This is a genomic window from Pseudomonas sp. NFACC43 (assembly GCF_900119645.1).
In the GTDB taxonomy this organism is placed as follows: Bacteria; Pseudomonadota; Gammaproteobacteria; order Pseudomonadales; family Pseudomonadaceae; genus Aquipseudomonas.
This window is the reverse complement of record NZ_FPKK01000006.1, coordinates 255,711-280,005: the sequence shown is the minus strand read 5'-3', so window position 1 is coordinate 280,005 and position 24,295 is coordinate 255,711. Positions and strand designations below refer to the sequence as shown.

At 62.0% G+C, this 24,295-nt stretch carries 23 protein-coding genes; 7 read left to right on the top strand and 16 right to left on the bottom strand.

The features are described 5' to 3' along the window. Window positions 1–68: 68 nt before the first annotated feature. The gene (locus tag BT179_RS13315; protein ID WP_072431775.1) at window positions 69–2,300 is read right to left on the bottom strand and encodes a heavy metal translocating P-type ATPase; all 2,232 of its coding nucleotides are present in this window, start codon (window positions 2,298–2,300) and stop codon (window positions 69–71) included. A gap of 84 nt (window positions 2,301–2,384) precedes the next feature. On the opposite strand from BT179_RS13315, the gene cadR reads away from it, so the two are divergent. Beyond that, window positions 2,385–2,831: a Cd(II)/Pb(II)-responsive transcriptional regulator gene (gene cadR, locus BT179_RS13310; protein WP_072397692.1), complete on the top strand. Its 447-nt coding sequence runs from the start codon at window positions 2,385–2,387 to the stop codon at window positions 2,829–2,831. Between the two features lie 97 nt (window positions 2,832–2,928). Here the strand turns inward: cadR and BT179_RS13305 are convergent, their stop codons facing one another. The 3 genes from BT179_RS13305 to BT179_RS13295 form a co-directional block, all read right to left on the bottom strand. Continuing rightward, complete coding sequence (locus BT179_RS13305; protein ID WP_072431774.1) at window positions 2,929–3,900, bottom strand: thymidylate synthase; 972 nt, start codon at window positions 3,898–3,900, stop codon at window positions 2,929–2,931. A 47-nt stretch (window positions 3,901–3,947) separates the two neighbouring features. Next, complete coding sequence (gene lgt / locus BT179_RS13300; RefSeq protein WP_072397694.1) at window positions 3,948–4,757, bottom strand: prolipoprotein diacylglyceryl transferase; 810 nt, start codon at window positions 4,755–4,757, stop codon at window positions 3,948–3,950. Between the two features lie 68 nt (window positions 4,758–4,825). Beyond that, the gene (locus BT179_RS13295) at window positions 4,826–5,608 is read right to left on the bottom strand and encodes a sulfite exporter TauE/SafE family protein (protein ID WP_072397777.1); all 783 of its coding nucleotides are present in this window, start codon (window positions 5,606–5,608) and stop codon (window positions 4,826–4,828) included. 153 nt (window positions 5,609–5,761) lie between these two features. On the opposite strand from BT179_RS13295, the gene BT179_RS13290 reads away from it, so the two are divergent. Beyond that, entirely contained in the window at window positions 5,762–6,508 is a 747-nt protein-coding gene (locus BT179_RS13290) for an NRDE family protein (protein ID WP_072397695.1), read from the top strand. Window positions 6,509–6,725: 217 nt separating this feature from the next. Here BT179_RS13290 and ptsP read toward each other — a convergent pair whose 3' ends face one another. Further along, a complete protein-coding gene (gene ptsP, locus BT179_RS13285; protein ID WP_072397696.1) occupies window positions 6,726–9,005 on the bottom strand; it encodes a phosphoenolpyruvate--protein phosphotransferase in 2,280 nt (759 codons plus the stop codon). A 22-nt stretch (window positions 9,006–9,027) separates the two neighbouring features. Next, entirely contained in the window at window positions 9,028–9,507 is a 480-nt protein-coding gene (locus BT179_RS13280; RefSeq protein ID WP_053148065.1) for an RNA pyrophosphohydrolase, read from the bottom strand. A 156-nt stretch (window positions 9,508–9,663) separates the two neighbouring features. On the opposite strand from BT179_RS13280, the gene BT179_RS13275 reads away from it, so the two are divergent. Then, entirely contained in the window at window positions 9,664–10,320 is a 657-nt protein-coding gene (locus BT179_RS13275; protein ID WP_072397697.1) for a histidinol-phosphatase, read from the top strand. A 105-nt stretch (window positions 10,321–10,425) separates the two neighbouring features. Here BT179_RS13275 and BT179_RS13270 read toward each other — a convergent pair whose 3' ends face one another. Both BT179_RS13270 and ilvA read right to left on the bottom strand, forming a co-directional pair. Further along, complete coding sequence (locus BT179_RS13270; RefSeq protein ID WP_072431773.1) at window positions 10,426–10,854, bottom strand: DUF2269 family protein; 429 nt, start codon at window positions 10,852–10,854, stop codon at window positions 10,426–10,428. A gap of 38 nt (window positions 10,855–10,892) precedes the next feature. Next, window positions 10,893–12,407, bottom strand: a complete 1,515-nt coding sequence (gene ilvA, locus BT179_RS13265) for a threonine ammonia-lyase, biosynthetic (protein ID WP_072397699.1) — start codon at window positions 12,405–12,407, stop codon at window positions 10,893–10,895. A 137-nt stretch (window positions 12,408–12,544) separates the two neighbouring features. On the opposite strand from ilvA, the gene rpiA reads away from it, so the two are divergent. Continuing rightward, on the top strand, window positions 12,545–13,216 hold the full coding sequence (gene rpiA / locus BT179_RS13260) for a ribose-5-phosphate isomerase RpiA (protein ID WP_072397700.1): 672 nt from the start codon (window positions 12,545–12,547) through the stop codon (window positions 13,214–13,216). Between the two features lie 82 nt (window positions 13,217–13,298). On the opposite strand, the gene BT179_RS13255 is transcribed toward rpiA, so the two are convergent. Then, entirely contained in the window at window positions 13,299–14,216 is a 918-nt protein-coding gene (locus tag BT179_RS13255) for an SdiA-regulated domain-containing protein (RefSeq protein ID WP_072397701.1), read from the bottom strand. A gap of 122 nt (window positions 14,217–14,338) precedes the next feature. Then, window positions 14,339–15,259, bottom strand: a complete 921-nt coding sequence (locus BT179_RS13250) for an SdiA-regulated domain-containing protein (protein WP_072431772.1) — start codon at window positions 15,257–15,259, stop codon at window positions 14,339–14,341. A gap of 663 nt (window positions 15,260–15,922) precedes the next feature. On the opposite strand from BT179_RS13250, the gene BT179_RS13245 reads away from it, so the two are divergent. Further along, the gene (locus tag BT179_RS13245) at window positions 15,923–16,816 is read left to right on the top strand and encodes an FAD-dependent oxidoreductase (protein WP_207956647.1); all 894 of its coding nucleotides are present in this window, start codon (window positions 15,923–15,925) and stop codon (window positions 16,814–16,816) included. Window positions 16,817–16,896: 80 nt separating this feature from the next. Here the strand turns inward: BT179_RS13245 and BT179_RS13240 are convergent, their stop codons facing one another. Both BT179_RS13240 and BT179_RS13235 read right to left on the bottom strand, forming a co-directional pair. Beyond that, on the bottom strand, window positions 16,897–17,562 hold the full coding sequence (locus BT179_RS13240; protein WP_072431770.1) for a fumarylacetoacetate hydrolase family protein: 666 nt from the start codon (window positions 17,560–17,562) through the stop codon (window positions 16,897–16,899). A 22-nt stretch (window positions 17,563–17,584) separates the two neighbouring features. Then, complete coding sequence (locus BT179_RS13235) at window positions 17,585–18,979, bottom strand: FAD-binding oxidoreductase (protein ID WP_072431769.1); 1,395 nt, start codon at window positions 18,977–18,979, stop codon at window positions 17,585–17,587. Between the two features lie 204 nt (window positions 18,980–19,183). On the opposite strand from BT179_RS13235, the gene serA reads away from it, so the two are divergent. After that, window positions 19,184–20,413: a phosphoglycerate dehydrogenase gene (gene serA / locus BT179_RS13225; protein WP_072397706.1), complete on the top strand. Its 1,230-nt coding sequence runs from the start codon at window positions 19,184–19,186 to the stop codon at window positions 20,411–20,413. A gap of 110 nt (window positions 20,414–20,523) precedes the next feature. On the opposite strand, the gene BT179_RS13220 is transcribed toward serA, so the two are convergent. After that, the gene (locus BT179_RS13220) at window positions 20,524–20,949 is read right to left on the bottom strand and encodes a DUF4399 domain-containing protein (protein WP_072397778.1); all 426 of its coding nucleotides are present in this window, start codon (window positions 20,947–20,949) and stop codon (window positions 20,524–20,526) included. A 132-nt stretch (window positions 20,950–21,081) separates the two neighbouring features. Here BT179_RS13220 and BT179_RS13215 point away from each other — a divergent pair, with 132 nt between their 5' ends. After that, on the top strand, window positions 21,082–21,648 hold the full coding sequence (locus BT179_RS13215) for a transporter substrate-binding domain-containing protein (protein ID WP_072431768.1): 567 nt from the start codon (window positions 21,082–21,084) through the stop codon (window positions 21,646–21,648). A gap of 160 nt (window positions 21,649–21,808) precedes the next feature. Here the strand turns inward: BT179_RS13215 and BT179_RS13210 are convergent, their stop codons facing one another. From BT179_RS13210 to BT179_RS13200, 3 genes are all read right to left on the bottom strand, one after another. Then, the gene (locus BT179_RS13210; RefSeq protein ID WP_072431794.1) at window positions 21,809–22,438 is read right to left on the bottom strand and encodes a class I SAM-dependent methyltransferase; all 630 of its coding nucleotides are present in this window, start codon (window positions 22,436–22,438) and stop codon (window positions 21,809–21,811) included. Window positions 22,439–22,535: 97 nt separating this feature from the next. Next, on the bottom strand, window positions 22,536–23,180 hold the full coding sequence (locus BT179_RS13205) for a methionine ABC transporter permease (protein ID WP_072397708.1): 645 nt from the start codon (window positions 23,178–23,180) through the stop codon (window positions 22,536–22,538). After that, window positions 23,170–24,294: a methionine ABC transporter ATP-binding protein gene (locus BT179_RS13200; protein ID WP_072431767.1), complete on the bottom strand. Its 1,125-nt coding sequence runs from the start codon at window positions 24,292–24,294 to the stop codon at window positions 23,170–23,172. Before BT179_RS13200 ends, BT179_RS13205 begins: the two co-directional genes overlap by 11 nt. Between the last annotated feature and the right edge of the window lies 1 nt (window position 24,295).

Genomic DNA, 24,295 nt, shown 5'->3' with positions numbered 1-24,295 from the left:
CATCCTGTGGTGAGGGGATCTAGCGAAACGTGTGATGGGCCGGACCGCAAAATCAGCGCCCGCGTTCTTTATTTACGCAACAACCGCAACCCATTGAACACCACCAGCAGACTCACCCCCATGTCGGCGAATACCGCCATCCACAGGGTGGCGTAGCCAGTGAAGGTCACCCCCAGGAAGATCGCCTTGACCACCAGCGCCAGGGCAATGTTCTGCTTCAGGATGGCGGAGGTTTGCCGCGACAGGCGGATGAACGCCGGGATCTTGCGCAGGTCGTCGTCCATCAGGGCGACATCGGCCGTTTCGATGGCAGTGTCGGTACCGGCCGCCGCCATGGCGAAGCCGATCTCGGCCCGGGCCAGGGCCGGGGCATCGTTGATGCCATCGCCCACCATGCCGACCCGGTGACCCTGGGCGTACAACGCCTCGATGGCCTTGAGCTTGTCCTCCGGCAACAAGTCGCCCTGGGCCCGGTCCATGCCCACTTGCCCGGCAATCGCCTCGGCGGTATGGGCATTGTCGCCGGTGAGCATCAGGGTCTTGATCCCCAGTTCGTGCAACTGCCGGATCGCGTCGCGGCTGGAGTCCTTGACGGTGTCGGCCACGGCGAACAACGCCAGGGGGCCTGTGTCGTCCAGTAGCAGCACCACGGACTTGCCTTGTTTTTCCAGGGCGAAGAGTGTTTCTTCCAGCTCGGGAGAGCACAGGCCAAGGTCTTCCACCAGGCGATGATTGCCCAAGTGATAGGTCCGGCCATCGATGTCGCCTCGAACACCTCGTCCCGGCAACGCGGCGAAGTTATCCACAGACTGTGGCGATGCCTGCTTATCCACAACCGCGCTGGCGATGGCCCGTGATACGGGGTGATCGGAGCGAGCGGCAAGGCTCGCGGCCAGGGCCGGGGCGCTGGCCTGCATCGTTGGGTCCAGCGCCACATAGTCGGTCTGCACCGGCTTGCCGTGAGTGATCGTGCCGGTCTTGTCCAGCGCCAGGTAATCCAGCTTGTAACCGCCTTCCAAGTACACGCCGCCCTTGATCAGGATGCCTTTGCGCGCCGCGGCGGCGAGACCGCTGACGATACTCACCGGGGTGGAGATCACCAGTGCGCAAGGGCAGGCCACTACCAGCAGCACCAGCGCCCGATAGATCCAGTCGAACCACGTCGCGCCCATGAACAGCGGCGGGATGACCGCCACCGCCACCGCCAGGGCAAACACCGACGGGGTGTAGATTTTCGAGAAGCGATCGACGAAGCGCTGGGTCGGTGCCCGTGAGCCTTGGGCCTGCTCCACGGCGTGAATGATTCGCGCCAGGGTGGAGTGTTCGGCCGCCGCGGTCACGGTGTATTCCAGCTCGCCGGCCTGGTTGATGGTGCCGGCGAACACGTTGTCGCCGACGGTTTTTTCCACCGGCAGGCTTTCCCCGGTGATGGGCGCCTGGTCGATGGTGGACCGGCCGGCCACCACTTCACCGTCCAGGCCCACGCGTTCACCGGGGCGGACTCGCACGCGGGCACCCAGGGCGATCGCCTTGACCTCCTGCACCTTCCAGCTGCCATCGACCTGCTGCACGGTGGCCTGTTCCGGGGCCATCTGCATCAGGCCACTGATGGCGTTGCGTGCCCGGTCCAGGGACTTGGCCTCGATCAGCTCGGCCACGGTGAACAGGAACATCACCGTGGCCGCCTCCGGCCATTGCCCGATCAACACCGCGCCGGTCACGGCAATGCTCATCAGGGCATTGATGTTCAGGTTGCGGTTCTTCAGGGCGATCCAGCCCTTTTTGTACGTGCCCAGGCCGCCGCTGAGGATCGACACCAGCGCCACCAGGGCGACCACCCAGTTCGGCGCGGCACTGGCGAAGTGAATCACCTCGGCGCCCAGGGCGGTGAGGCCGGACAGGGCCAGCGGCCACCAAGGCTTGGCTGGGGAGGGTGGGGTGTGGGTGGGGGTGTCCTGGCCTGCAGCGAGTGGTTCGGCCTGCATGCCCAGGGATCGGATCGCCTCGATGATCGGCGCATCGCTGGGCAGGGCGTGGGTCACGCCCAGGATGCGATTGATCAGGTTGAATTCCAGTCGCTGCACGCCCTCGAGCTTGCCCAGCTTGTTCTGGATCAGCGTCTGCTCCGTCGGGCAATCCATGGCTTCGATGCGAAAACTGCTCAGCCGCGCGCCGTCTGTCGGCGCTTTGCCGAGGTCGACCACCGACGGCGCCGCTTTCGAGGCGCAGCAGGAATGCCCATGGGCATGGCCGTGGCCGGATTTGTGAACAGGCTTATGGGTGTGAAGGGAGTCGCTCATCGGTTACGTCCGTGAAAAGTGCCTGTTGCACAGTAAAGACCCTGTAGCCACTATAGGGTCAAGCATCTATTCGGGAGGCATGGGATGAAAATCGGAGAGCTGGCGAAGATGACCGACTGCCAGGTGGAAACCATCCGCTATTACGAACGCGAAGGCTTGCTGCCTGAGCCTGCCCGTAGCGACGGAAACTACCGGGTCTACACCCAGGCCCATGCCGAGCGGCTGACGTTCATTCGCAACTGCCGCACCCTGGACATGACCCTGGAGGAAATCCGCAGCCTCCTGGCCCTGCGCGACAGTCCCCAGGACCAGTGCGAAAGCGTCAATGCATTGATCGATGAACACATCCTCCACGTCAGGGCCCGTATCGATGGCCTGCTGGCGCTGCAGGCACAACTGATCGACCTGCGCCATCGCTGCGGCGAAGGGCCGGACCCGGATCAATGCGGGATCCTGCAGCGCCTGGAAGTGAGTGGTGCGGTGGCGCCGGAAGTGGAGCATTCACATGTAGGCAGGAGTCATGGGCATTGAGCCTTGCTCGCGATAGCGGCTTGGCAGTCAACCTATAGGTTGAATGTAAGGGCCTCATCGCGAGCAGGCTCGCTCCCGCAAGGGATGGTGGCGTTGCTCAGACCGCCATCGGCGCTGTCATCGGCGCATGGTGCTGGTAGCCTTCCAGGGAGAAATCGCCGGGCTCCACCAGTTCGAGCCACTCAGGCTGGTAAACGCCAGTCTTGGCAAACTCCGGCACCCGCTCGGAAATCACCAGTCTCGGCATCGGGAACGGCTCGCGCTTGAGCTGTTCCTTGAGCATGTCCAGATGGTTTTCGTAGACGTGGGCGTCACCGATGAAGTAGGTGAACCAGCGTGGCGTGTAGCCGGTCAGGCGGCCGATCAGGCTCAACAGCGCGGCCCCCTCGGTGAGGTTGAACGGCGTGCCCAGGCCCAGGTCGTTGGAGCGGATGTAGAGGGTCAGGGAGATTTCCTTCGTCTCGACATTCGGGTGGAACTGGTACAGCAGGTGGCACGGCGGCAAGGCCATTTCATCGAGCTGCGCACAGTTCCAGCCATGGAACAGGATACGCCGGCTGCCCGGGTCCTTGATGATGGTGTCGACGCACTGGCGCACCTGGTCGATGGCCTTGTACAGCACCACGTAAGCCTGGCCGTTCTCCTCACCCTCGGCGATCCGCCGGTAGCCCTGGGCCAGGGTCTGCTCGATGGCCGCCGGGTTGCTCAGGGGGATCTGCTTGTAGGCCGGCCACTTGCGCCATTGCACGCCGTAGATCTCGCCCAGGTCGTCTTCGCCCTGGCGGAACGGGTTGGCCAGCCACTGGGTATTTTCGTTGGCGTTCTGGTCCCAGACCTTGCAGCCCAGGGCGCGGAATTCGGCGGCGTTGTTCACGCCGCGCAAGAAGCCGCACATCTCGCCGATGGCCGACTTGAAGGCCAGCTTGCGGGTGGTGATGGCCGGGAAACCGTCCTTCAGGTCATAGCGCAGCATGGCGCCGGGGAGGCTGATGGTGTTCACTCCCGTGCGGTTGGCTTGCCGGGTGCCATGCTCGATGACATTGGCCACCAGATCGAGATATTGCTTCATGTGTTACCTGTGTCCTTGAGTCCGGAGCGGCGCTCCGGCATTCGAATTTAAACCTTGGCGGCCGCAGCCGGCGCCCGGCGATAAGCCAGCCAGATCAGCACCAGTCCGCCGATGATCATCGGCAGGCACAGCACCTGGCCCATGGTCAGCCAGTTCCACGCCAGGTAGCCGAGCTGGGCATCCGGTACGCGGACGAATTCAACGATAAAGCGGAAGATGCCATAGAACAGGGCAAACATGCCCGACACCGCCATGGTCGGCCGCGGCTTGCGCGAGAACAGCCAGAGAATGAGGAATAGTGCCACGCCTTCGAGGGCGAACTGATAAAGCTGCGACGGGTGGCGCGGCAACTGCGCCGGGTCGCTGAACGGCGGGAAAATCATCGCCCACGGGACGTCGGTTGGCTTGCCCCACAATTCGGCGTTGATGAAGTTGCCGATGCGCCCGGCGCCCAGGCCGATGGGCACCATGGGGGCGACGAAGTCCATCAGTTCGAAGAACGATTTATTGTTGCGCTTGCCGAACCAGAGCGCTGCCAGCATCACGCCGATGAAGCCGCCGTGGAACGACATGCCGCCTTTCCAGACCTCGAAGATCAACGTCGGGTTGGCCAGGTAGGCACTCAGGTCGTAGAACAGCACGTAGCCCAGGCGTCCGCCGACGATCACACCCATGGACAACCAGAACACCAGGTCGGACAGTTTTTCCTTGTTCCAGGTGGGATCGAAACGGTTCAGCCGACGCGATGCCAGCAGCCAGGCGCCGCCGATGCCGATCAGGTACATCAGGCCGTACCAGTGGATTTTCAGCGGACCGATGGCCAGGGCCACCGGATCGATCTGCGGGTAAGGCAGCATGGATATTCCTCGTAAACGTCAAAAATGCCCGGGGGAGGCTGGCATCCCGGGATTAAGCCAGTATTGCGTCAGAACAGGAAACTCAGCCCCACGCAGAACAGCAAGGCGGCGAACATTCGCTTGAGCAGGCGCGGCGACAGGCGGTGGGCCAGGCGCGCGCCGATACGGGCGAAAACCATGCTGGTCAGGGCGATGCCCAGTAAGGCCGGCAGGTAGACAAAGCCCAGACTATGGGCCGGCAACAAGGGATCTTGCCAGCCAAGAATCATGAAACTCAATGCGCTGGCCAGGGCGATCGGCAAGCCGCACGCCGACGATGTCGCGACCGCCTGCTGCATCGGCACGCTGCGCCAGGTCAGGAAAGGGACGGTCAGCGAGCCGCCGCCAATGCCGAAGATCGCCGAAGCCCAGCCGATCACGGTGCCTGCCAGGGTCAGCCCGGCCTTGCCCGGTACCGTACGGCTGGCCTTGGGCTTGAGATCCAGGCCCAACTGCGCGGCGACGACCAGGGCGAACACGCCGATGATTTTCTGCAGGTGCGGGCCGGCAATCGCCTCGGCGGTGATCGCGCCGAAACCGGCGCCCATCAGGATCCCGACGGTCATCCAGGCGAAGATCGGCCAGCGCACCGCGCCTTTGCGCTGGTGCTCACGCACGGCATTGACCGAGGTGAAGATGATCGACGCCAGGGATGTACCGACGGCCAGGTGCGTCAACACCTGCGGATCGAAGCCCTGCAAGGTGAAACTGAACACCAGTACCGGGACTATGATGATCCCGCCACCCACGCCGAACAGCCCGGCCAGCACGCCGGCGCAGGCGCCGAGCAGCAGATAGAGCACAAATTCCACCGGCGTCTCCCCGCCCATCCCCCAAACAAGAGCGGCATGGTAACGGATCCGTGGCCCCCGGCTCCACTGAAGGCGATGGATGCCGGCCGATTGTGTGGGTAAAGTGATCCACGAAAGCGGAGTGTTCGGTTCATTTTTTAACGGGACAACCTGATGTGCTTGATCGTATTTGCCTGGCGACCTGGGCATGCCCAGCCGCTGATCGTGGCGGCCAACCGCGACGAGTTCTACGCCCGGCCGACCTTGCCCCTGGCCCAGTGGCCTGACGCGCCGCAGGTCCATGCTGGCCGTGACCTGGAGGCTGGAGGCACCTGGCTCGGCGTGGCTGCCGGTGGCCGTTTCGCGGCCTTGACCAATATCCGCGACCCGGGCCAGATGCCGGCGTTCAAGTCGCGGGGTGAACTGGTGGCGCGGTTCCTGACCGGGCATCTCTCGATTGCCGAATACTTCAGCGAAATCGTCCCTCGCGCTGGCGAATATGGCGGGTTCAACCTGTTGCTCGGCGACGGCTCCGAGCTGTGGCATCACAATGCTCGCGATGCCCGGCCACAACGCTTGGCCGAGGGGGTCTATGGCTTGTCGAACGCCGGGCTGAACACGCCCTGGCCCAAGTTGCTCAAGGCCCGCGCCGCGCTGGCCGAGGTGTTGGACGATCCGCGGCCCGAGTCATTGCTGGCTCTGCTGAACGACCCGCAGCCCGCACCGGTGGCTGACTTGCCCGACACGGGCGTGGGGCTGGCGACCGAGACGTTGCTGTCCAGTGTGTTCATTGCCAGCCCCGCCTACGGGACGCGAGCGAGCACGGCGTTGATTGTCCATGCCGATGGAACCCGACACCTGGTCGAGCGCAGTTTCGGGCCGCATGGGGGGCATCTGGGGGAGGTGGAGCTCAAGGTCTAGGCTCTGTACGAAAAGCCTTGATACTCGTTCATGCTGCGTTGAACACTGCCTGACCTTCTTCTCAAGACTGTTTCGTACAGAGTCTAGTTTGCCGTGTCATTGCTGGCCTCATCGCGAGCAAGCTCGCTCCCACAGTAGATCGTCAGTGAACACAAACGCTGTGAACAACCGAGATCACTGTGGGAGCGAGCTTGCTCGCGACAGGAGCGCCGCAGGATCAGAGGGTCTTGTTCGAAGCCGGATTGATCATCCGCGCCAGCCCAAGGTTTTTCAGCGCCAGTTGCAAGGAGCTGTGAATTACTTGCGGATTGTCGATGGTCATCACTTCCGCCAGCAGTTCCTGGGCCTTGCTGAGGTTGATCTGGCGCAGCATCCATTTCACTTTTGGCAGGTTGGTGGCGTTCATCGACAGGCTGTCGAAACCCATCGCCATGAGCAGCACCGCTGCCGCCGGATCCCCGGCCATTTCACCGCAGATGCTCACCGGCTTGCCTTCGGCATGGGCGTCGCGCACCACGTTCTGCAGGGCCTGCAGCACGGCCGGATGCAGATAGTCGTAAAGGTCGGCTACCCGCGGGTTGTTGCGGTCCACCGCCAGCAGGTACTGGGTCAGGTCGTTGGAGCCCACCGACAGGAAGTCCACCTGCCGCGCCAGCTCCTTGGTCTGGTACACCGCCGCCGGGATCTCGATCATCACGCCGACCGGAGGCATCGGCACATCGGTGCCTTCGTCGCGGACTTCGCCCCAGGCCCGGTGGATCAGGTGCAGGGCTTCTTCCAGTTCATGGGTGCCGGAGATCATCGGCAACAGGATGCGCAGGTTGTTCAGGCCTTCGCTGGCCTTGAGCATGGCGCGGGCCTGGACCAGGAAGATCTCCGGGTGGTCGAGGGTCACGCGGATGCCGCGCCAGCCCAGGAACGGGTTGTCTTCCTTGATGGGGAAGTAGGACAGGGACTTGTCGCCGCCGATGTCCAGGCTGCGCATGGTCACCGGTTGCGGGTGGAATGCGGCCAGCTGTTCACGGTAGATCGCCAGTTGTTCCTTTTCGCTGGGGAAGCGCTGGTTGATCATGAAGGGGACTTCGGTGCGGTACAGGCCCACACCCTCGGCGCCGCGCTTCTGCGCCCGGGCCACGTCGGCCAGCAGGCCGGTGTTGACCCACAGCGGCATGCGATGGCCGTCGAGCGTCACGCAAGGCAGGTCCCGCAGCGCATCCAGGCCCAGGGACAGTTGCTTTTCTTCCTCCACCACATCGGAGAACTGCTTGCGCAGCACTTCGCTGGGGTTGGTGTAGACCTCGCCGTGGTAGCCATCGACGATCATCTGGATGCCGTCGACCTTGGAATACGGCAGGTCCACCAGGCCCATCACCGTCGGGATGCCCATGGCACGGGCCAGGATCGCCACGTGGGAGTTGCCCGAGCCCAATACCGACACCAGCCCCGCCAGCTTGCCCTCGGGCACCTCGCCGAGCATGGCCGGGGTCAGCTCTTCGCTGACCAGGATGGTGTTGTCCGGGTAGACCAGGGTCTGCTGGCGTTCCTGCTGCAGGTAGGCGAGCAACCGGCGGCCGAGGTCCTTGACGTCGGAAGCGCGCTCACGCAGGTAGGCGTCGTCCATCAGTTCGAAACGGTTGACGTGGTCGGTCACCACCTGGCGCAACGCGCCCTGGGCCCATTGGCCGGTCTTGATGACCGTGGTCACCTCGCTGCCCAGCGAGGCGTCGTCGAGCATCATCAGGTAGACGTCGAACAGCGCGCGCTCTTCCGGACGCAGCTGAGTCGCCAGCTTGGCCGAGAGGGCCCGCATGTCGGCCCGCACGCCTTCGATGGCAGTCTTGAACAGCGCCAGTTCGGCATTGATGTCACTGATGGCCTTGTCCGGCACGACGTCGAGGTCGGCAGGCGGCAGCATGACCACCGCGGTACCCACCGCCGCGCCCGGCGAGCCCGGCACGCCGACGAACTTGGCTTCCTGGATGCCCTTGCCCTGGCGTCCCAGGCCGCTGATCGAACCGGTGGCCTCGGCATGGGCGATAACCCCGGCCAGTTGCGCGCTCATGGTCACGAGGAAGGCTTCTTCGCCTTCGTCGAACTGGCGACGCTCCTTTTGCTGGATGACCAGTACGCCGACGACACGGCGGTGGTGAATGATCGGTGCCCCGAGGAACGAGGCGTAGCGCTCCTCGCCGGTTTCGGCGAAGTAGCGATAGCGCGGGTGGTCCGCGGCGTTTTCGAGGTTCAGGGGCTCTTCGCGCGTGCCGACCAGGCCGACCAGACCTTCGTTGGGCGCCATGCTGACCTTGCCGATGGAGCGCTTGTTCAAGCCCTCGGTGGCCATCAGCACGAAACGGTTGGTCTCGGGGTCCAGCAGATAGACCGAGCAGACCTGGCTGCCCATGGCCTCTTTGACGCGCAACACAATAATCCCCAACGCCGCTTTGAGATCCTTGGCGGCGTTGACTTCCTGGACGATCTTGCGCAGCGTATTGAGCATGGCTCGGGGTCGAACTCCGTCGTCAGTCGCGCGTCAGCAGGCGCGGGGCAAGCTCTTTGAGGGCGCGTCGGTACACCTCGCGCTTGAATGTCACCACCTGGCCCAACGGATACCAATAACTGACCCAGCGCCAGCCATCGAACTCCGGTTTACCGGTCAAATCCATCCGCACCCGCTGCTCGTTGGAGAGCAGGCGCAGGAGAAACCATTTCTGTTTCTGGCCGATGCACAGCGGCTGGCTGTGCGTCCTGACCAGGCGTTGCGGCAAACGATAGCGCAACCAGCCACGGGTGCAGGCGAGAATTTCGACATCTTCACGCTCCAGCCCCACTTCTTCGTTCAACTCGCGGTACAAGGCTTCTTCCGGCGTCTCCTGGGGGTTGATTCCACCTTGAGGAAACTGCCAGGCGTCTTGATTGATACGGCGAGCCCATAGCACCTGCCCTGCATCATTCGTAAGAATGATCCCCACATTGGGTCGGAAACCATCGGGATCGATCACGGCAACAACCTCGCAAACGCATGTCGCCGCATTGTTCCACAAAGGTTGTGAAAGCAGCAACGAGCCAGACCACACACGTCGCCTAGCTTATGTGCACTCTTGTGAAAAGTCCGTATTCTGGGCACCTTTCTTCAGAATTTTCAGCGAGTAACTGCAATGCGGCTGGCTTTATTCGACTTGGACAACACGCTGCTGGGCGGCGACAGCGACCACGCCTGGGGCGATTACCTGTGTGAACGCGGCTTCCTGGATGCCGTGACGTACAAGGCGCGCAATGATGCGTTCTATCAGGATTACCTGGCCGGCAAGCTCGACAACGCCGAGTACCTGAATTTCTGCCTGGAGATCCTCGGGCGCACCGAAATGGAGGTGCTGGCACAATGGCATCTCGACTACATGCGCGACTGCATCGAGCCGATCGTATTGCCACAGGCCATCGAATTGCTGGAAAAGCACCGTGCAGCCGGCGACAAGCTGGTGATCATCACCGCCACCAACCGTTTCGTCACCGCGCCGATTGCCGAGCGCCTGGGAGTCGAGACCCTGATCGCCACCGAATGTGAAATGATCGACGGCCGCTACAGCGGGCGCAGCACTGACATACCCTGCTTTCGCGAGGGCAAGGTGACGCGCCTCAACCGTTGGCTGGAAGAAACCGGGCATTCCCTGCAGAACAGCTATTTCTATAGCGATTCGATGAATGACTTGCCGCTGCTGGAGGTAGTCACGAATCCGGTGGCGGTGGATCCGGACCCGAACCTCAGGGCCGAGGCCGAGAAGCGTGGCTGGCCGGTGATTTCGCTGCGCGGCTGAAAATGGCTATCGCGAGCCAGCTCGCTCCCACAGGAGATTTGCGTCGATCATGCAACCTCTGTGGGAGCGAGCTGGCTCGCGATGAAAGCGACACGGTCCAAGACCTTAAACCGGCTTGGCTCCCATCAACCCCGCAATGGCGATAAAGCAGACGGCGCTGAACAGCGCCAGGGCCAGGGTGAATTTGCCATTGCCCGCCGCCGGCAGCGTGCGCAACCTGTTCAACCGCACCAACAGCCAGAACCCCGCCAGTGTCGCCGCGGTGTACAGCACGCTGGAAGCCAGCAACCAGGTCTGCCCCAGCGGCCATCCCACCTGATGCACCATCCACCAGCCGGTGAACGGCATGCTCGCCAGCGCCAGGCCCATCAACAGCCAGATGAACACCAGCGGTCTTTGCAGCGTGCGGGTGTGCGCCGTCGCATCACCGCCACGGCGAGCACGCCAGACCCAGATGGCCAGCCCCGCCGCACCGGCCAGCAACAACACCGTCGCCAGGACATGGGCGACCTTGAGAGCGGTTAACGTTTCCATCGTTCGCTTCCTTATGGCTTGCCTTTGAGCGTAGCCCTTCAGCCGAGAAACAGCTGATAGGCCGGGTTGTCGCTCTCGTCCCAGAATGGATAGCCGATCGCCTCCAGGGCGGCAGGGACCAGATGACGTTCGTCATGAGGCACTTGCAGCCCTGCGACGACCCGGCCATCCGCTGCGCCATGGTTGCGGTAGTGGAACATCGAGATGTTCCAGCGCCCGCCCAGTTTGTTGAGGAAGTTGAACAGCGCGCCCGGTCGCTCCGGAAACTCGAAGCGCAGTACCATTTCGTCGATGACATGGGCCGCGTGCCCGCCCACCATATGGCGGATGTGCAACTTGGCCAATTCGTTGTCGGTGAGGTCCAGTACCGGGAAACCCTGCTCGGTCAGACTGGCGATCAGGGCGCTGCGCGGATCGTTTTCCGGATGCGTCTGCACGCCGACGAAAATGTGCGCTTCGCTGCCGGTGTTGTAGCGGTAGTTGAATTCGGTGATCTGGCGCTTGCCGATGGCTTCGCAGAATGCCTTGAAGCTGCCCGGTTGTTCGGGAATGGTGACCGCGATGATCGCCTCCCGGCCTTCGCCCAGCTCGGCGCGCTCGGCCACGTGGCGCAGGCGATCGAAGTTGATGTTGGCGCCGGATTCGATGGCGATCAGGGTCTGCCCGCTGATGCCGCGCGATTCGACGTACTTCTTGATTCCCGCTACGCCCAGCGCCCCGGCCGGCTCGGTGATCGAGCGGGTATCGTCATAGATATCCTTGATGGCGGCACAGATCTCGTCGGTGCTGACGGTGATCACTTCGTCCACGTGATGCTTGCAGATATCGAAGGTGTGCTGGCCGATCTGCGCCACGGCGACACCGTCGGCAAACAGTCCGACGCTGGGCAGTACCACGCGTTCGCCGGCAGCCATGGCGGCCTGCAGGCAGTTGGAATCGTCCGGCTCGACGCCGATGATCCTGATGTCCGGCCGCAGGTATTTCACGTAGGCCGCGATACCGGCGATCAACCCGCCACCCCCCACCGGGACGAATATCGCATCCAGGGGCGCCGGGTGCTGGCGCAGGATCTCCATGGCCACGGTGCCCTGCCCGGCAATGGTGTGGGGATCGTCATAAGGATGAATGTAGACGTAGCCTTTTTCATCGACCAGTTTCAACGAATAGGCCAGGGCCTCGGGGAACGAGTCGCCATGCAGCACCACCCGGCCGCCACGGGAGCGCACGCCTTCGACCTTGATTTCCGGCGTGGTCTTGGGCATCACGATGGTGGCCTTCACGCCCAGTACCTTGGCTGCCAGGGCCAGGCCTTGGGCATGGTTGCCCGCCGAAGCCGTGACCACGCCGCGGGCGCGTTCCTCGTCGCTGAGTTGGGTCAGCTTGTTGTAGGCCCCGCGAATCTTGAACGAGAACACCGGTTGCAGGTCTTCGCGCTTGAGCCAGATGCTGTTGCCCAGCCGTTCGGAGAGCTGGCGGGCGTTCTGCAGCGGGGTTTCCACGGCCACGTCGTAGACGCGCGAGTTGAGGATCTTTTTGACGTACTGTTCGAGCATCGGAAAGCATCACTGGGCGGGTTGGGCAGGGCCAAGGAGTCTAACCCGGCTTTTGGCCGGGCGACCACACGAATCCCGAGGTTTTGTTGGGTTATACTCGCGCCCCTCTCTACTCCCTGCCCGTTTCCGGAGCCCGCATGACCCAGGATCAACTCAAACAGGCCGTGGCCCAGGCCGCTGTCGACCTCATCCTCCCGCAGCTGGATGACAAGAGCATCATCGGGGTCGGCACCGGCTCCACGGCCAATTGCTTCATCGATGCGCTGGCCCGGCACAAGGGCGCGTTCGACGGCGCGGTCGCCAGCTCCGAAGCCACCGCCGCGCGGCTCAAGGGCCACGGGATCCCGGTGTATGAGCTCAATACGGTGAGCGACCTGGAGTTCTACGTCGATGGCGCCGACGAAAGCGACGCGCACCTGAACCTGATCAAGGGTGGCGGCGCGGCGCTGACGCGCGAGAAAATCGTCGCGGCCGTGGCCAGGACCTTCATCTGCATCGCCGATGCCAGCAAGCTGGTGCCGGTGCTCGGCGCATTTCCGTTGCCAGTGGAAGTCATCCCGATGGCCCGCAGCCATGTGGCCCGCCAACTGGTCAAGCTCGGTGGCGATCCGGTGTATCGCGAGGGTGTGCTGACCGATAACGGCAACATCATCCTGGATGTCCACAACCTGCAGATCACCCAGCCGGTTGAGCTTGAGCGCCAGATCAACGCCATCGTCGGCGTCGTCACCAACGGTCTGTTCGCCGCGCGGCCGGCGGATGTGCTGTTGCTGGGAACGCCGGAAGGTGTGAAGACCCTCAAGGCCTGATCCGATGGTGTGACTGGCGCTGTCGTGACGAGGGGAGATGCGACGTTTCGCTAATCCCTTCGCCACAGCATTTCGATTCCTGTCAATCGGGCTGCGGCTTCTTGAACACGTAGAACAGGTTCGGCTCGCTCACCACATAGAGGTTGCCGTCGTCGTCCATGGCAACGCCCTCGGCCTGGGGCACGGTCTTTTGCAGGCCCTGGCGACCCTTGCTCAAGGACAGCGTGCTCAGCGGGCGACCGTCGATATCCAGCTCGATGATCAGTCGCGACTCATCGGACAGCGCCAGCAAATGGCCGCTGCGCTCATCGTATTGCAGGCTCGAGAGATCGCGCACGAACAGCCCGGCATCGCGCTTGGGGTTATTGATGACGTGAACTGCGTAGGACTTTTCTGGTTTGTGATGAGGGAACCCCTGGACTTCATAAATCAGCATCGGGTCGCGTTCCTTCGCCACGAACAGCCGCTTGCCCACCGAGTCATAAGCCAGTCCTTCGAATCCCTTGTTACCGCTCATGTGCACGCCAAGGGTCATCTGCTCCGCATCGGCGGCATCGAGGAACCGGGTGTCTTCGTCCAGGTGGATCTTGATCAGGCGCTGCTGGCGCTCGTCACTGATGACGTAGGTGTTTTCGCTGATGAACTCCACCGCCTCCGGGTCGCCGAAACCGATCAGCGCCATGCGCCGCAGGATTTTGCCGTCCAGGGACAGTTCGATCAGCTCGGCGTTGTTGTTGGTAACCGTGAACAGGCTCTTGCGGACCGGATCGAACGTCAGTGCCGAGACATCGTCATCCAGCCCTTCGATCACCTGTGCTTCCAGGGTGACGCGGTATTGGTCGAGGCCGATGGCTTGCTCGCTGGTGGGCTGCCAGAAAGTGTTGAGGTTGAACCAGGCGCGCTCGAACAGACGCAGGTATTGACCCGCTGCGATCAGGACGATCAGGGCGATCGCCAGCAGCATCAGAATCAAGGGCTTGGGACGGGCAAGTCGGCGCATGAGGGTGGGCTCGGATAAGAACAGGGGGTTGAAATATCACGCCTGCCTGAACTGAAGCTTAATGGCGGTGTGCCACACCCTACAGCGAAGGACGAATTACCTTACAGAGCTGGCCGATCAGCTTATTTCTCGAAACGATAGAACAGGTTCGGCTCGCTGACCATGTACAGATTGCCGGCTTCATCCAGGGTCACGCCCTCGGCGCGAGGGACCGTATCCTTCAGCCCGTTGAAACCGCCCAGCAGGGTCATGAAGCTGACCTGCTGGCCTTTCTCATCCAGCTCCAGCAACAAATGCGAGTCGGACGACAGCACCAGCGTATGGCCAGTGCGCGGGTCTATCGCCAGGGCCGACAGGTTGCGCAGGTCCAGTTCATCGCTGGCATGGATCTGTTTATCGCCCTTGAGCAACTGGCTGCCGTTGCTTTTCCAGATGAATAACGCCGCTGGACGTTCCTCGCCCAGTACCAGTTGCTGGTTGCGTGGGTCCCAGGCCACCGCCTCGAATCCCTTGTTCTGGTTTTCCGATGGGCCGAGGTCGTACTGGGGAAAGTCGGCGATGTTCAGCTCGCGCGTATTCGCATCGACCTGGACGATCGACAGCGAATGCGAGCGCTCATCGGTAATGGCCAGCAGTCCATTGCCCATGAATGACACACCTTCGGGATTGTTCCAGCCCACCAGTGGCATCTTGCGCAACATCTCACCCTGCAGCGTCAGCTCCACCAGGAACGGGTTCTTGCCCATGACGGCGAACAGGGTCTTGGTCTGCGGGTTATAGGTCAGGTCGGACGCTTCGTCCTTCTCCATGCCCGGCAATGGCTTGGCATCGATCACCGCGCGGTAGTCGGGTAGCCAGATGCTGTCCTGGCGCTGGGCCGGACTCTTGAAATGTTCCGACAGCCACAACATGCCGCGATCGTCCCAATGCATCGCGAATGCCAGGCCATACGCGACGGCGGCCAGCAAAGGCCAGACATACCAGCCGGTGAGAAAGCGCGGGCGGCGGGCAACTTTAAGGGCGGGCATTGGTGGGGTGGCCATCGAGAGGTGTATTCCAGAATTCAGGCTGAGGGTAATACCACGATTGGGACCGGCTCAGACGCCGCAAGCCCAGGAATTATCCAGATAGGATGTGAAAAAAACGGTAAATGGCGGCAATGCCTTGTGATCCAGCCGTTCGTCAGTGTGTTTTTTTTCGCCAGCGGTTTTGCCCACGGTGTTTCGTCAGACGATCAGTGCGCGATGGCAGCGTTTGTCGCGGACGCCTCAACCTGATGGTCAAGGGATGTGCGGAGCGCCCCTGGCTACACATCATGCAATTCAAAAGTCGTTGAGTGAGGGGAGCAGCTAACCTAGCCTGCCGATCCAGGCACCATCAATATCGATCAAAAACAGGGATGATGTGTGAATCGACGCCGATTTGTTCTGGGTGGGACGTTGGCTCTGGCTTCAACTTCAATACTGCTGAGCTGCAGGCAGCTTCAGACACAGGGGCCCCGACCGCTCTTTCCCGCCGCTCCCCCAGCTTGTGAAGAGCTCAGGCCGATCAACGCGCACCTGGGCCGGATAGCCGGAGTATACGCTTGTGCACGGCCTTTCCGTCATGCCGGGCCGCGTATCGAGGCGCAACAGCTGGGGTCGAAACTCATCGTTCATAACTATGGCCATGGCGGTTGTGGCTGGTCACTGAGCTGGGGATCGAGCATGCAGGCGCTACGCCTGGCATACGCCGCCTCGGCCGGCCGAGAAACGCTTCGCGCTCTCGGCGTCATCGGTTGCGGCCCGCTTGGCCTGACCTCTGCGCTATTGGCCCAGCAAGCGGGTCTATCTGTCTGCATCTATGCCAAGGCCCTTCCTCCCGGGGTACCGTCCATGGGCGCCACGGGAATATGGTCGCCCGATTCCCGGTTCTGCGACGTCCAGCATGGCCCGGCTTGGGCGTCGCGCTGGAACGAGATGGCGGATGCTTCATTCAGCCAATTCCAACGTGTGGCGCAACTGCCTGGCAGCTCGATCGAGTGGGTCAATGGCTACAGGTTGTCCGATGTTCCATTCTCGTCCGAGGAAAAGCCGGCGCGAACAAAAGATGCCCGGGAGCCCGAATATGCGGAGTTCGCCAGGAAGTTCTTGCCCCCTCAAGTGGAGCTGCCACCTGGAAGCCATCCGTTTCCTGCGCCTTACGCGCGTGGATGGACGAGCTTGATGTTCAACATCACGTCTTACGCCAGCTCGCTGATGACTGATTTCCTGGACGCGGGAGGCCAGATAAAAATCCAGGAGTTTACCCATCCGGATGAACTCCTGGTGTTGCCCGAAGACACGTTGATCAACGCGACAGGGTATGGCGCGAAGCTGTTGTTCAACGACCACACGATAATTCCTGTGCGTGGACAGACAGTGCGCCTGGTACCGCAACCCGAAGTCAGGTATGGGCTGCGGGCGCAGGACTTCCTGGTCATGCCTCGTCGCGATGGCGTATTGATCCAGAACATGGACGATGCAGGAAGCTTCGATAACAGCAACGACGAGCCGGATTACGCTGATGCAATAGCCGTGGTCGAGCAGGTGGCGGCATATGTTTCGAGGATGCGCTGCTGAAGCGTTGAGTCGGCTTCAGATTGGAAGAAACGACCTTCTGCAGGGCGCTGGCGAGCCAGCCCCTGCCAGTCGAATGGCTCTCAGCGGACGCTGCTTTCGAAGCGGCAAGCGCCCGGCAGCTCCAGCACCAGCTCGTCACCCACGTTCAACGGGCCGACGCCCGCCGGGGTGCCGGTGAGGATCACGTCGCCGGCCTGCAGCGAGAAGCAGCCGGCCATGTGCTGGATCATCGGCACGATGGGGTTGAGCATCATGCTGCTGTTGCCATCCTGGCGCACTTGACCATTGATAGTCAGGCGCACGGGAATGTCGGTCAGGTCGACGAAGGTGGCGTTGGACACGAACGGGGCGATCACCGCCGCGCCGTCGAAGGATTTGGCGATTTCCCATGGCAGGCCCTTGGCCTTGAGCTCGGCCTGCTTGTCCCGAAGGGTCAGGTCCAGGGCAGGGGCGAAGCCGGAGATGGCGTCCAATACTTCCTCGACGCTCGGCCGGGTGGACAATGGCTTGCCGATCAGCACGGCGATTTCCGCTTCGTAGTGCACCGAGCCGCGTTCGACAGGGATGCTGAAGCCGCCTTCCAGTGGCACCACGCAACTGCCCGGCTTGATGAACAGCAGGGGTTCCGTAGGGACCGGGTTGTCCAGCTCCTTGGCGTGTTCGGCATAGTTACGGCCAATGCACACCACTTTCCCTACCGGGAAATGAATGCGGGTACCGTCGACATACTGGTGCTGATAGCTCATTACCGACTCCTGGTTCGTTGATTCAAACAGCGAAGATCTTGCCCGGGTTCATGATGCCGTTCGGATCGAACGCTGCCTTGACGGCTTTCATGTATTCGATCTCGACCGGTGAGCGGCTGTAGGTCAGGTAGTCACGCTTGGTCATGCCTACGCCGTGTTCCGCGGAAATCGAGCCGTTGTACTTCTCCACCGTTTCAAAGACCCATTTGTTCACGGTGGCGCATTTGGCGAAGAATTCATCCTTCTCGAGGTTTTCCGGCTTGAGGATGTTCAGGTGCAGGTTACCGTCGCCAATGTGACCGAACCAGACGATTTCGAAATCTGGATAGTGTTCGCCGACGATCGCATCTATTTCCCGCAGGAATCCCGGCACCTTCGAGACGGTCACCGAGATATCGTTCTTGTAGGGTGTCCAGTGGGAAATGGTTTCGGAGATGTACTCGCGCAGTTTCCACAGGTTCTGCAGCTGGGTTTCGCTCTGGCTCATCACGCCGTCCAGTACCCAGCCCTGTTCCACACAGTGCTCGAAGGTTTCCAGGGCGTGATTGGCGACGTCTTCGGTAGTGGCTTCGAATTCCAGCAAGGCGTAGAACGGGCATTCGGTCTCGAACGGCACCGGTACGTCGCCCCGGCCCAGGACTTTGGCCAGGGCCTTGTCGGAGAAGAATTCGAATGCGGTCAGGTCGAGCTTGCCCTGGAATGCGTGGAGCACCGGCATGATCGAGTCGAAGTCCGGGGTGCCGAGTACCATCGCCGTGAGGTTCTTCGGCGCCCGGTCCAGGCGCATGGTGGCTTCGACCACGAAACCGAGGGTGCCCTCGGCACCGATGAACAACTGCCGCAGGTCATAGCCGGTGGCGTTCTTGATCAGGTCCTTGTTCAGTTCCAGCAGGTCGCCCTTGCCGGTGACGACTTTCAGGCCCGCGACCCAGTTGCGGGTCATGCCATAGCGAATGACCTTGATACCGCCGGCATTGGTGCCGATATTGCCGCCAATCTGGCTGGATCCGGCCGATGCGAAATCCACTGGATAATACAGGCCGTGCTCTTCGGCCTTGTTCTGCAACTGTTCGGTGACCACGCCCGGCTGGCACACCGCAGTGCGATCGGTGAGGTTCACGTCGAGGATCTGGTTCATGTAGTCGAAAGACACCACCACTTCACCGTTGGCCGCCACGGCTGCGGCCGAGAGCCCGGTGCGTCCGCCCGACGGTACCAGGGCGACCTTGTGCTCGTTGGCCCAGCGGACGATGGCCTGGACCTGCTCGATCGTCTTGGGGAAGACGATGGCGGTGGGGGCGGGGGCGAAGTGTTTGGTCCAGTCCTTGCCATAAGCGTTCAGGGAGTCGGCGTCGGTCAAGACCTTGCCAGGTTCAACCAAGGTCTTCAGTTCATCTATCCGGGAAGGATTGGTCATCGACAGAACTCTCGAACAATTCATGGTCATCCTGAGAACGCTTCACGTCGCAGGAATGAGTGTTTAGCGGGGTGCATATGCTAGCATACCGACCCCGCAGCGTAGTGCCCAACGGCTGTACTGCGGCGACGGCGGTCATGCCGTCGGGCCAGCATGCGCTGTCCGATTCCCTGCCATTTTTCTCCGGGACACAGGTTTACGCAGATGAGCAAGACTTCTCTCGATAAGAGCAAGATCAAGTTCCTTCTTCTCGAAGGCGTCCACCAATCGGCTGTCGACGTCCTCAAGTCGGCGGGCTACACCAGCATCGAGTACATCACCAGTTCTCTGCCGGAAGCCCAGCTCAAGGAAAAGATCGCCGATGCTCACTTCATCGGCATTCGCTCCCGTACCCAATTGACCGAAGAGATCTTCGACCACGCCAAGAAACTGGTAGCGGTCGGCTGCTTCTGCATCGGCACCAACCAGGTTGACCTCGACGCGGCCCGCGAGCGCGGTATCGCGGTGTTCAACGCACCGTACTCCAACACCCGTTCCGTCGCCGAGCTGGTGCTGGCCGAAGCGATCCTGCTGCTGCGCGGTATCCCCGAGAAAAACGCTTCCTGCCACCGTGGCGGCTGGATCAAGAGTGCCGCCAACTCCTTCGAGATCCGCGGCAAGAAGCTGGGTATCGTCGGCTATGGCTCGATCGGCACCCAACTGTCTGTCCTGGCCGAAGGCCTGGGCATGCAGGTGTTCTTCTACGACACCGTGACCAAGCTGCCGTTGGGCAATGCCACCCAGGTCAATGACCTGCACGAGTTGCTGGGTATGTCCGACATCGTCACCCTGCACGTTCCGGAAACCCCGGCGACCCAGTGGATGATCGGCGAGAAGGAAATCCGTGCGATCAAGAAGGGCGGCATCCTGATCAACGCCGCGCGTGGCACCGTGGTCAAGCTCGAGGCCCTGGCCGAGGCGATCAAGGACAAGCACCTGATCGGCGCCGCCATCGACGTGTTCCCGGTGGAGCCCCGCTCCAACGACGATATCTTCGAAAGCCCGCTGCGTGGCCTGGACAACGTGATCCTGACCCCGCACATCGGTGGTTCCACTGCCGAGGCCCAGGCCAACATCGGTCTGGAAGTGGCGGAAAAACTGGTCAAGTACAGCGACAACGGTACTTCGGTGTCGTCGGTCAACTTCCCGGAAGTGGCCCTGCCGGCACACCCTGGCAAGCACCGCCTGCTGCACATCCACGAGAACATCCCAGGCGTGATGAGCGAGATCAACAAGGTCTTCGCCGAAAACGGCATCAACATTTCCGGTCAGTTCCTGCAGACCAACGAGAAAGTCGGCTACGTCGTGATCGACGTCGATGCCGAATACTCGGACCTGGCCCAGGAGAAGCTGCAACACGTCAACGGCACCATCCGCTGCCGCGTGCTGTTCTGAGGCGACTGAGCTGCAAGCTGGAGATTGGCCTGCGATAAAAACGGGAGCCTCGCAAGGGGCTCCCGTTTTTTTTGCCTGACACCAGGCATGCCGTGTCAGCAGTTCTCGTGTTACTTCACGTTCACCGTGATTTTCTTGGATACGATCGGGGGTTCGAACGGGATATGACCGGTATCGCCCAGTTCCAGCTGCAAGGTATGTTTGCCCGGGGCCAGCTTGATGGTGGCTTCGGTCTGTGCCTTGCCGAAGTGCATGTGGTTGGCGTCGGTGGGGATCGGCGCACCCGCGGCAGGCAGTTTGTCCACATCGACCAACAGATGGTGGTGCCCGGTGTTCTTTGTCACATCACCGGCTGGGGCCAGGGCAATGCCCTTTACCCCGAACTTGACCTTGAACTCCTGGGGAACGGTGGCGCCGTCTTCCGGGGAAACGATGAATACTTGCGCGCCTTTTGGAGCGGGGGTCGCCGCTACAGCCAGCATCGAAGTCCCCAACAACAGGCCAGTCAACACTGCACGTGACATAAAGCTTTTCATTTTCTTCTCCAGTTTTTCCATGAAATCCGCCTGGCCATGACAACTTCATGACCATTCGTTGTCGAAGCCTGCGACAACCATAGCAAAGCGAGCCTGAACGAGCGTCGCTTGTACAAATTCAAAGGAGCGACCATGCGCTTTCTGCCTGGCCTGATTTGCCTGCTACCCCTTTTGAGCCCCTTGGCCCATGCCGAGCTGATCGACGATATCAACGACCGCGGTGAACTGCGCATTGCCCTCGAAGCCGACACGGCCCCGTTCAACTTCAAGGAAGACGGCAAGCTCACCGGTTTTGAAGTGGAGCTGGGCCAGATGCTGGCCGGTGAACTCGATGTCCGTGCCGATTTCGTGGTGACCGATGCCGCAGACCTCTTGAGCGGCGTGGAAAGTGGCAAATACGATGTCGCCATCAACCACATAGCACTGACCCCGGAACTGGCAGAACGTTTCGATACCAGCGCCACGTACAGTCAACCGGATGCTCGATTGTTGGCGAGCAAGGAGCCGGAGCAACGTCCCTTGGTGATGGCGCAGTCGTTCCAGCCGGAGGAAGAGAACGAGCCTGCGCCAAGCCTGGTGATTCCGTTCCAGAAGGGCAATCCGGCATTCAAGGCCAGCCTGGACAACGCGTTGACGCGTATCAAGGAGGACGGGAGGCTGGAGCAGCTGTCGCAGAAGTGGTTGAAAAAACAGGAGTGAAGCTTCCAGGCGATGAGGCTAAACCATCAAGCTTCATTGACCGTTGGACCGCTATCGCGAGCAAGCTCGCTCCCAAACTGGAGCTGCGGTGCTCACCGATCATGAGTTCACGACGGGTCGAGTGTGGGAGCGAGCTTGCTCGCGATGGCGTCCTCCAATCCTAAGCAGGCCTGCGCCAGACACTCGCCAACCAAGGCTGTTGTTCCCGTGGCAACCCCGCCGGCCGGTAGTAGTGCTCCAGCTCCACGAAGCCCGCCTCCGTGAGCAAGGCGCGCCAGGCCGCGAGGTCATGGTAGGCGCCGAAACGCTGGCCGTTCCAGCCTTCCTGGTTTTCACCCCGTGGGTTGGAGCTGAACAGCACGCCGCCGGGCTTGAGCGTGGCGCGCAACTGCTTGAGCACCCGGGGCAGTTCCTGGACGGGAATATGGAACAGGACGGCGTTGGCGAAGATCCCGTCGAAGCGCTCGTCCGGCAGGTCGAGTTCCAGGAAGTCCTGTTGCCACACTTCGCAGCCACTGTCCTGGCGCGCCATACGGGCGAATGCCGGTGAACCATCGAGGCCGATCGCGACATGGCCCATGCGCGTGAACGTCTGCAGGTCACGACCGGGGCCGCAGCCGAAATCGAGAATGTGGAAGGGGGCCGGGCCCTGGATATGCCGCAGCAGTGCATCGATGTTCTGGCTGACGTCGTGGTCACGGGTCCCTTCGCGGAAGCTTTCGGCCACGGCAGTGTAGTGGCCCAGGGTCGTGGTGGTGATGGCGCGCAGGTCGTCGGGTGTGTGTTTCATGGCCACTGGCTTGATTGGGATCAGGGGCCGACTATACCGCATCATGAGCGCGTCACCTGCAGGAGCCGCTTTCCTGCAGGTTGCGCCCTCATTTGACTCAGCGCTTGTTCAACCGCCGCGCCAGTCGATCCCCGCTCAGTTGGATCAGCGCCACCAGCATCACCAGCAGCATGATGACCGTGAGCATGACCTGGCTGTCGAAACGCTGGTAGCCGTAACGGTAGGCGATGTCGCCCAGGCCGCCGGCACCGATCGCTCCGGCCATGGCCGAGGAGTTGATCATGGTCACCAGGGTAATGGTGAACCCCGCGACGATGCCTGGCAGCGCTTCGGGCAGCAATACATGCCAGACGATATGCCTGCGCCGGCAACCCATGGCCTGGGCGGCCTCGATCAGGCCGTGGTCGACTTCCCGAAGGCTGACTTCCGCGATGCGGGCGAAGAACGGCGTGGCGGCGATGGTCAGTGGCACCACGGCGGCCCATACGCCGTAAGTGGTGCCGACGACCCACCGGGTGAACGGGATCAGTGCCACCATCAGGATCAGGAAGGGGATCGAGCGGAACAGGTTCACGAACGCACCGAGGGCGCGGTTCAGTGCCGGCGCTTCGTAGATCCCGCCCTTGCCGCTGGTGACCAGGATCACCGCCAGCGGAATGCCCGCCAGTAGCGCGATCAGCGACGACACGCCCACCATCAGGAACGTATCGACCAGACCCTGCAATAACCGATCAAACCACATAACCCAACACCTCCACTCGCTGTGCCCACCGGCCGGCCCGCTCGCGCAATTGCTCGACATTCCACGCCGAGCCGCTTACCGCCAGCAGCAATTGTCCGAGACCGTGCCCCTGGATCCGTTCGATGCCGCCCTGGAGCAATCGCACCCGTCCGCCCAAGGCGCTGAACAAGGCGGCGAGGTCCGGTTCGTCATGCCCCGTGCCGGTGAATTGCAGGCGCAGCACCGCAGCGGCATCCGCCGACGCCGGTTGCGCTTGCAGGCGGCCTTGCAGTTCGTCTGGCAGGGCCTGTTGCAATGGGGCCAGCAGTGTCCGGCTGACTTCATGTCGCGGGTTGCCGAATACTTCCCAGACCGGTCCCTGTTCGACGATTCGACCTTGATCGAGCACCACCACGCGGTCGCAGACCTCCCGGATCACCGCCATCTCATGAGTGATCAGCACGATGGTCAGGCCCAGCCGTCGATTGATCTGGCGCAGCAGGGCCAGGATCGACTGGGTGGTCTGCGGGTCCAGGGCCGAGGTGGCCTCGTCGCAAAGCAGGATCTGCGGATCGTGCACCAGGGCCCTGGCGATGCCTACCCGCTGTTTCTGGCCACCCGACAGCTGCGCCGGGTAGGCCTTGTGCTTGCCTTGCAGGCCCACCAGCTCCAGCAGTTCATGGACTTTGCGCTGGCGCTGCGCCTTGGGCACGCCGGCCACCTTGAGGGGCAGCTCGACGTTCTGCCATACGGTCTTGGCCGACATCAGGTTGAAGTGCTGGAAGATCATGCCGACACGTCGACGCAGCGCTACCAACTGGTCCTCATCGAATCCGCCGATGTCCACCTGATCGATCAGCACGCGACCGCTGGTGGGCTGTTCGAGGCGATTGATCGTGCGGATCAGCGAAGACTTGCCGGCCCCGCTGCGGCCGATGATGCCGAACACTTCGCCGCGCTGGATCGCCAGGTCGATGCCCTGCAGCGCGGCCACCGGCCCTTGGCTGCCGCTGTAGGTCTTGCCTACGCCGATGAAGCGCACATGGGCGCGGTTCAATTGCGGATGCAGCTCGGTGTGTTCGGCGCTCTGGAGAGGGGGTGTTTCAAGCCTGAGTCGAGCATTGATGGCATTCATG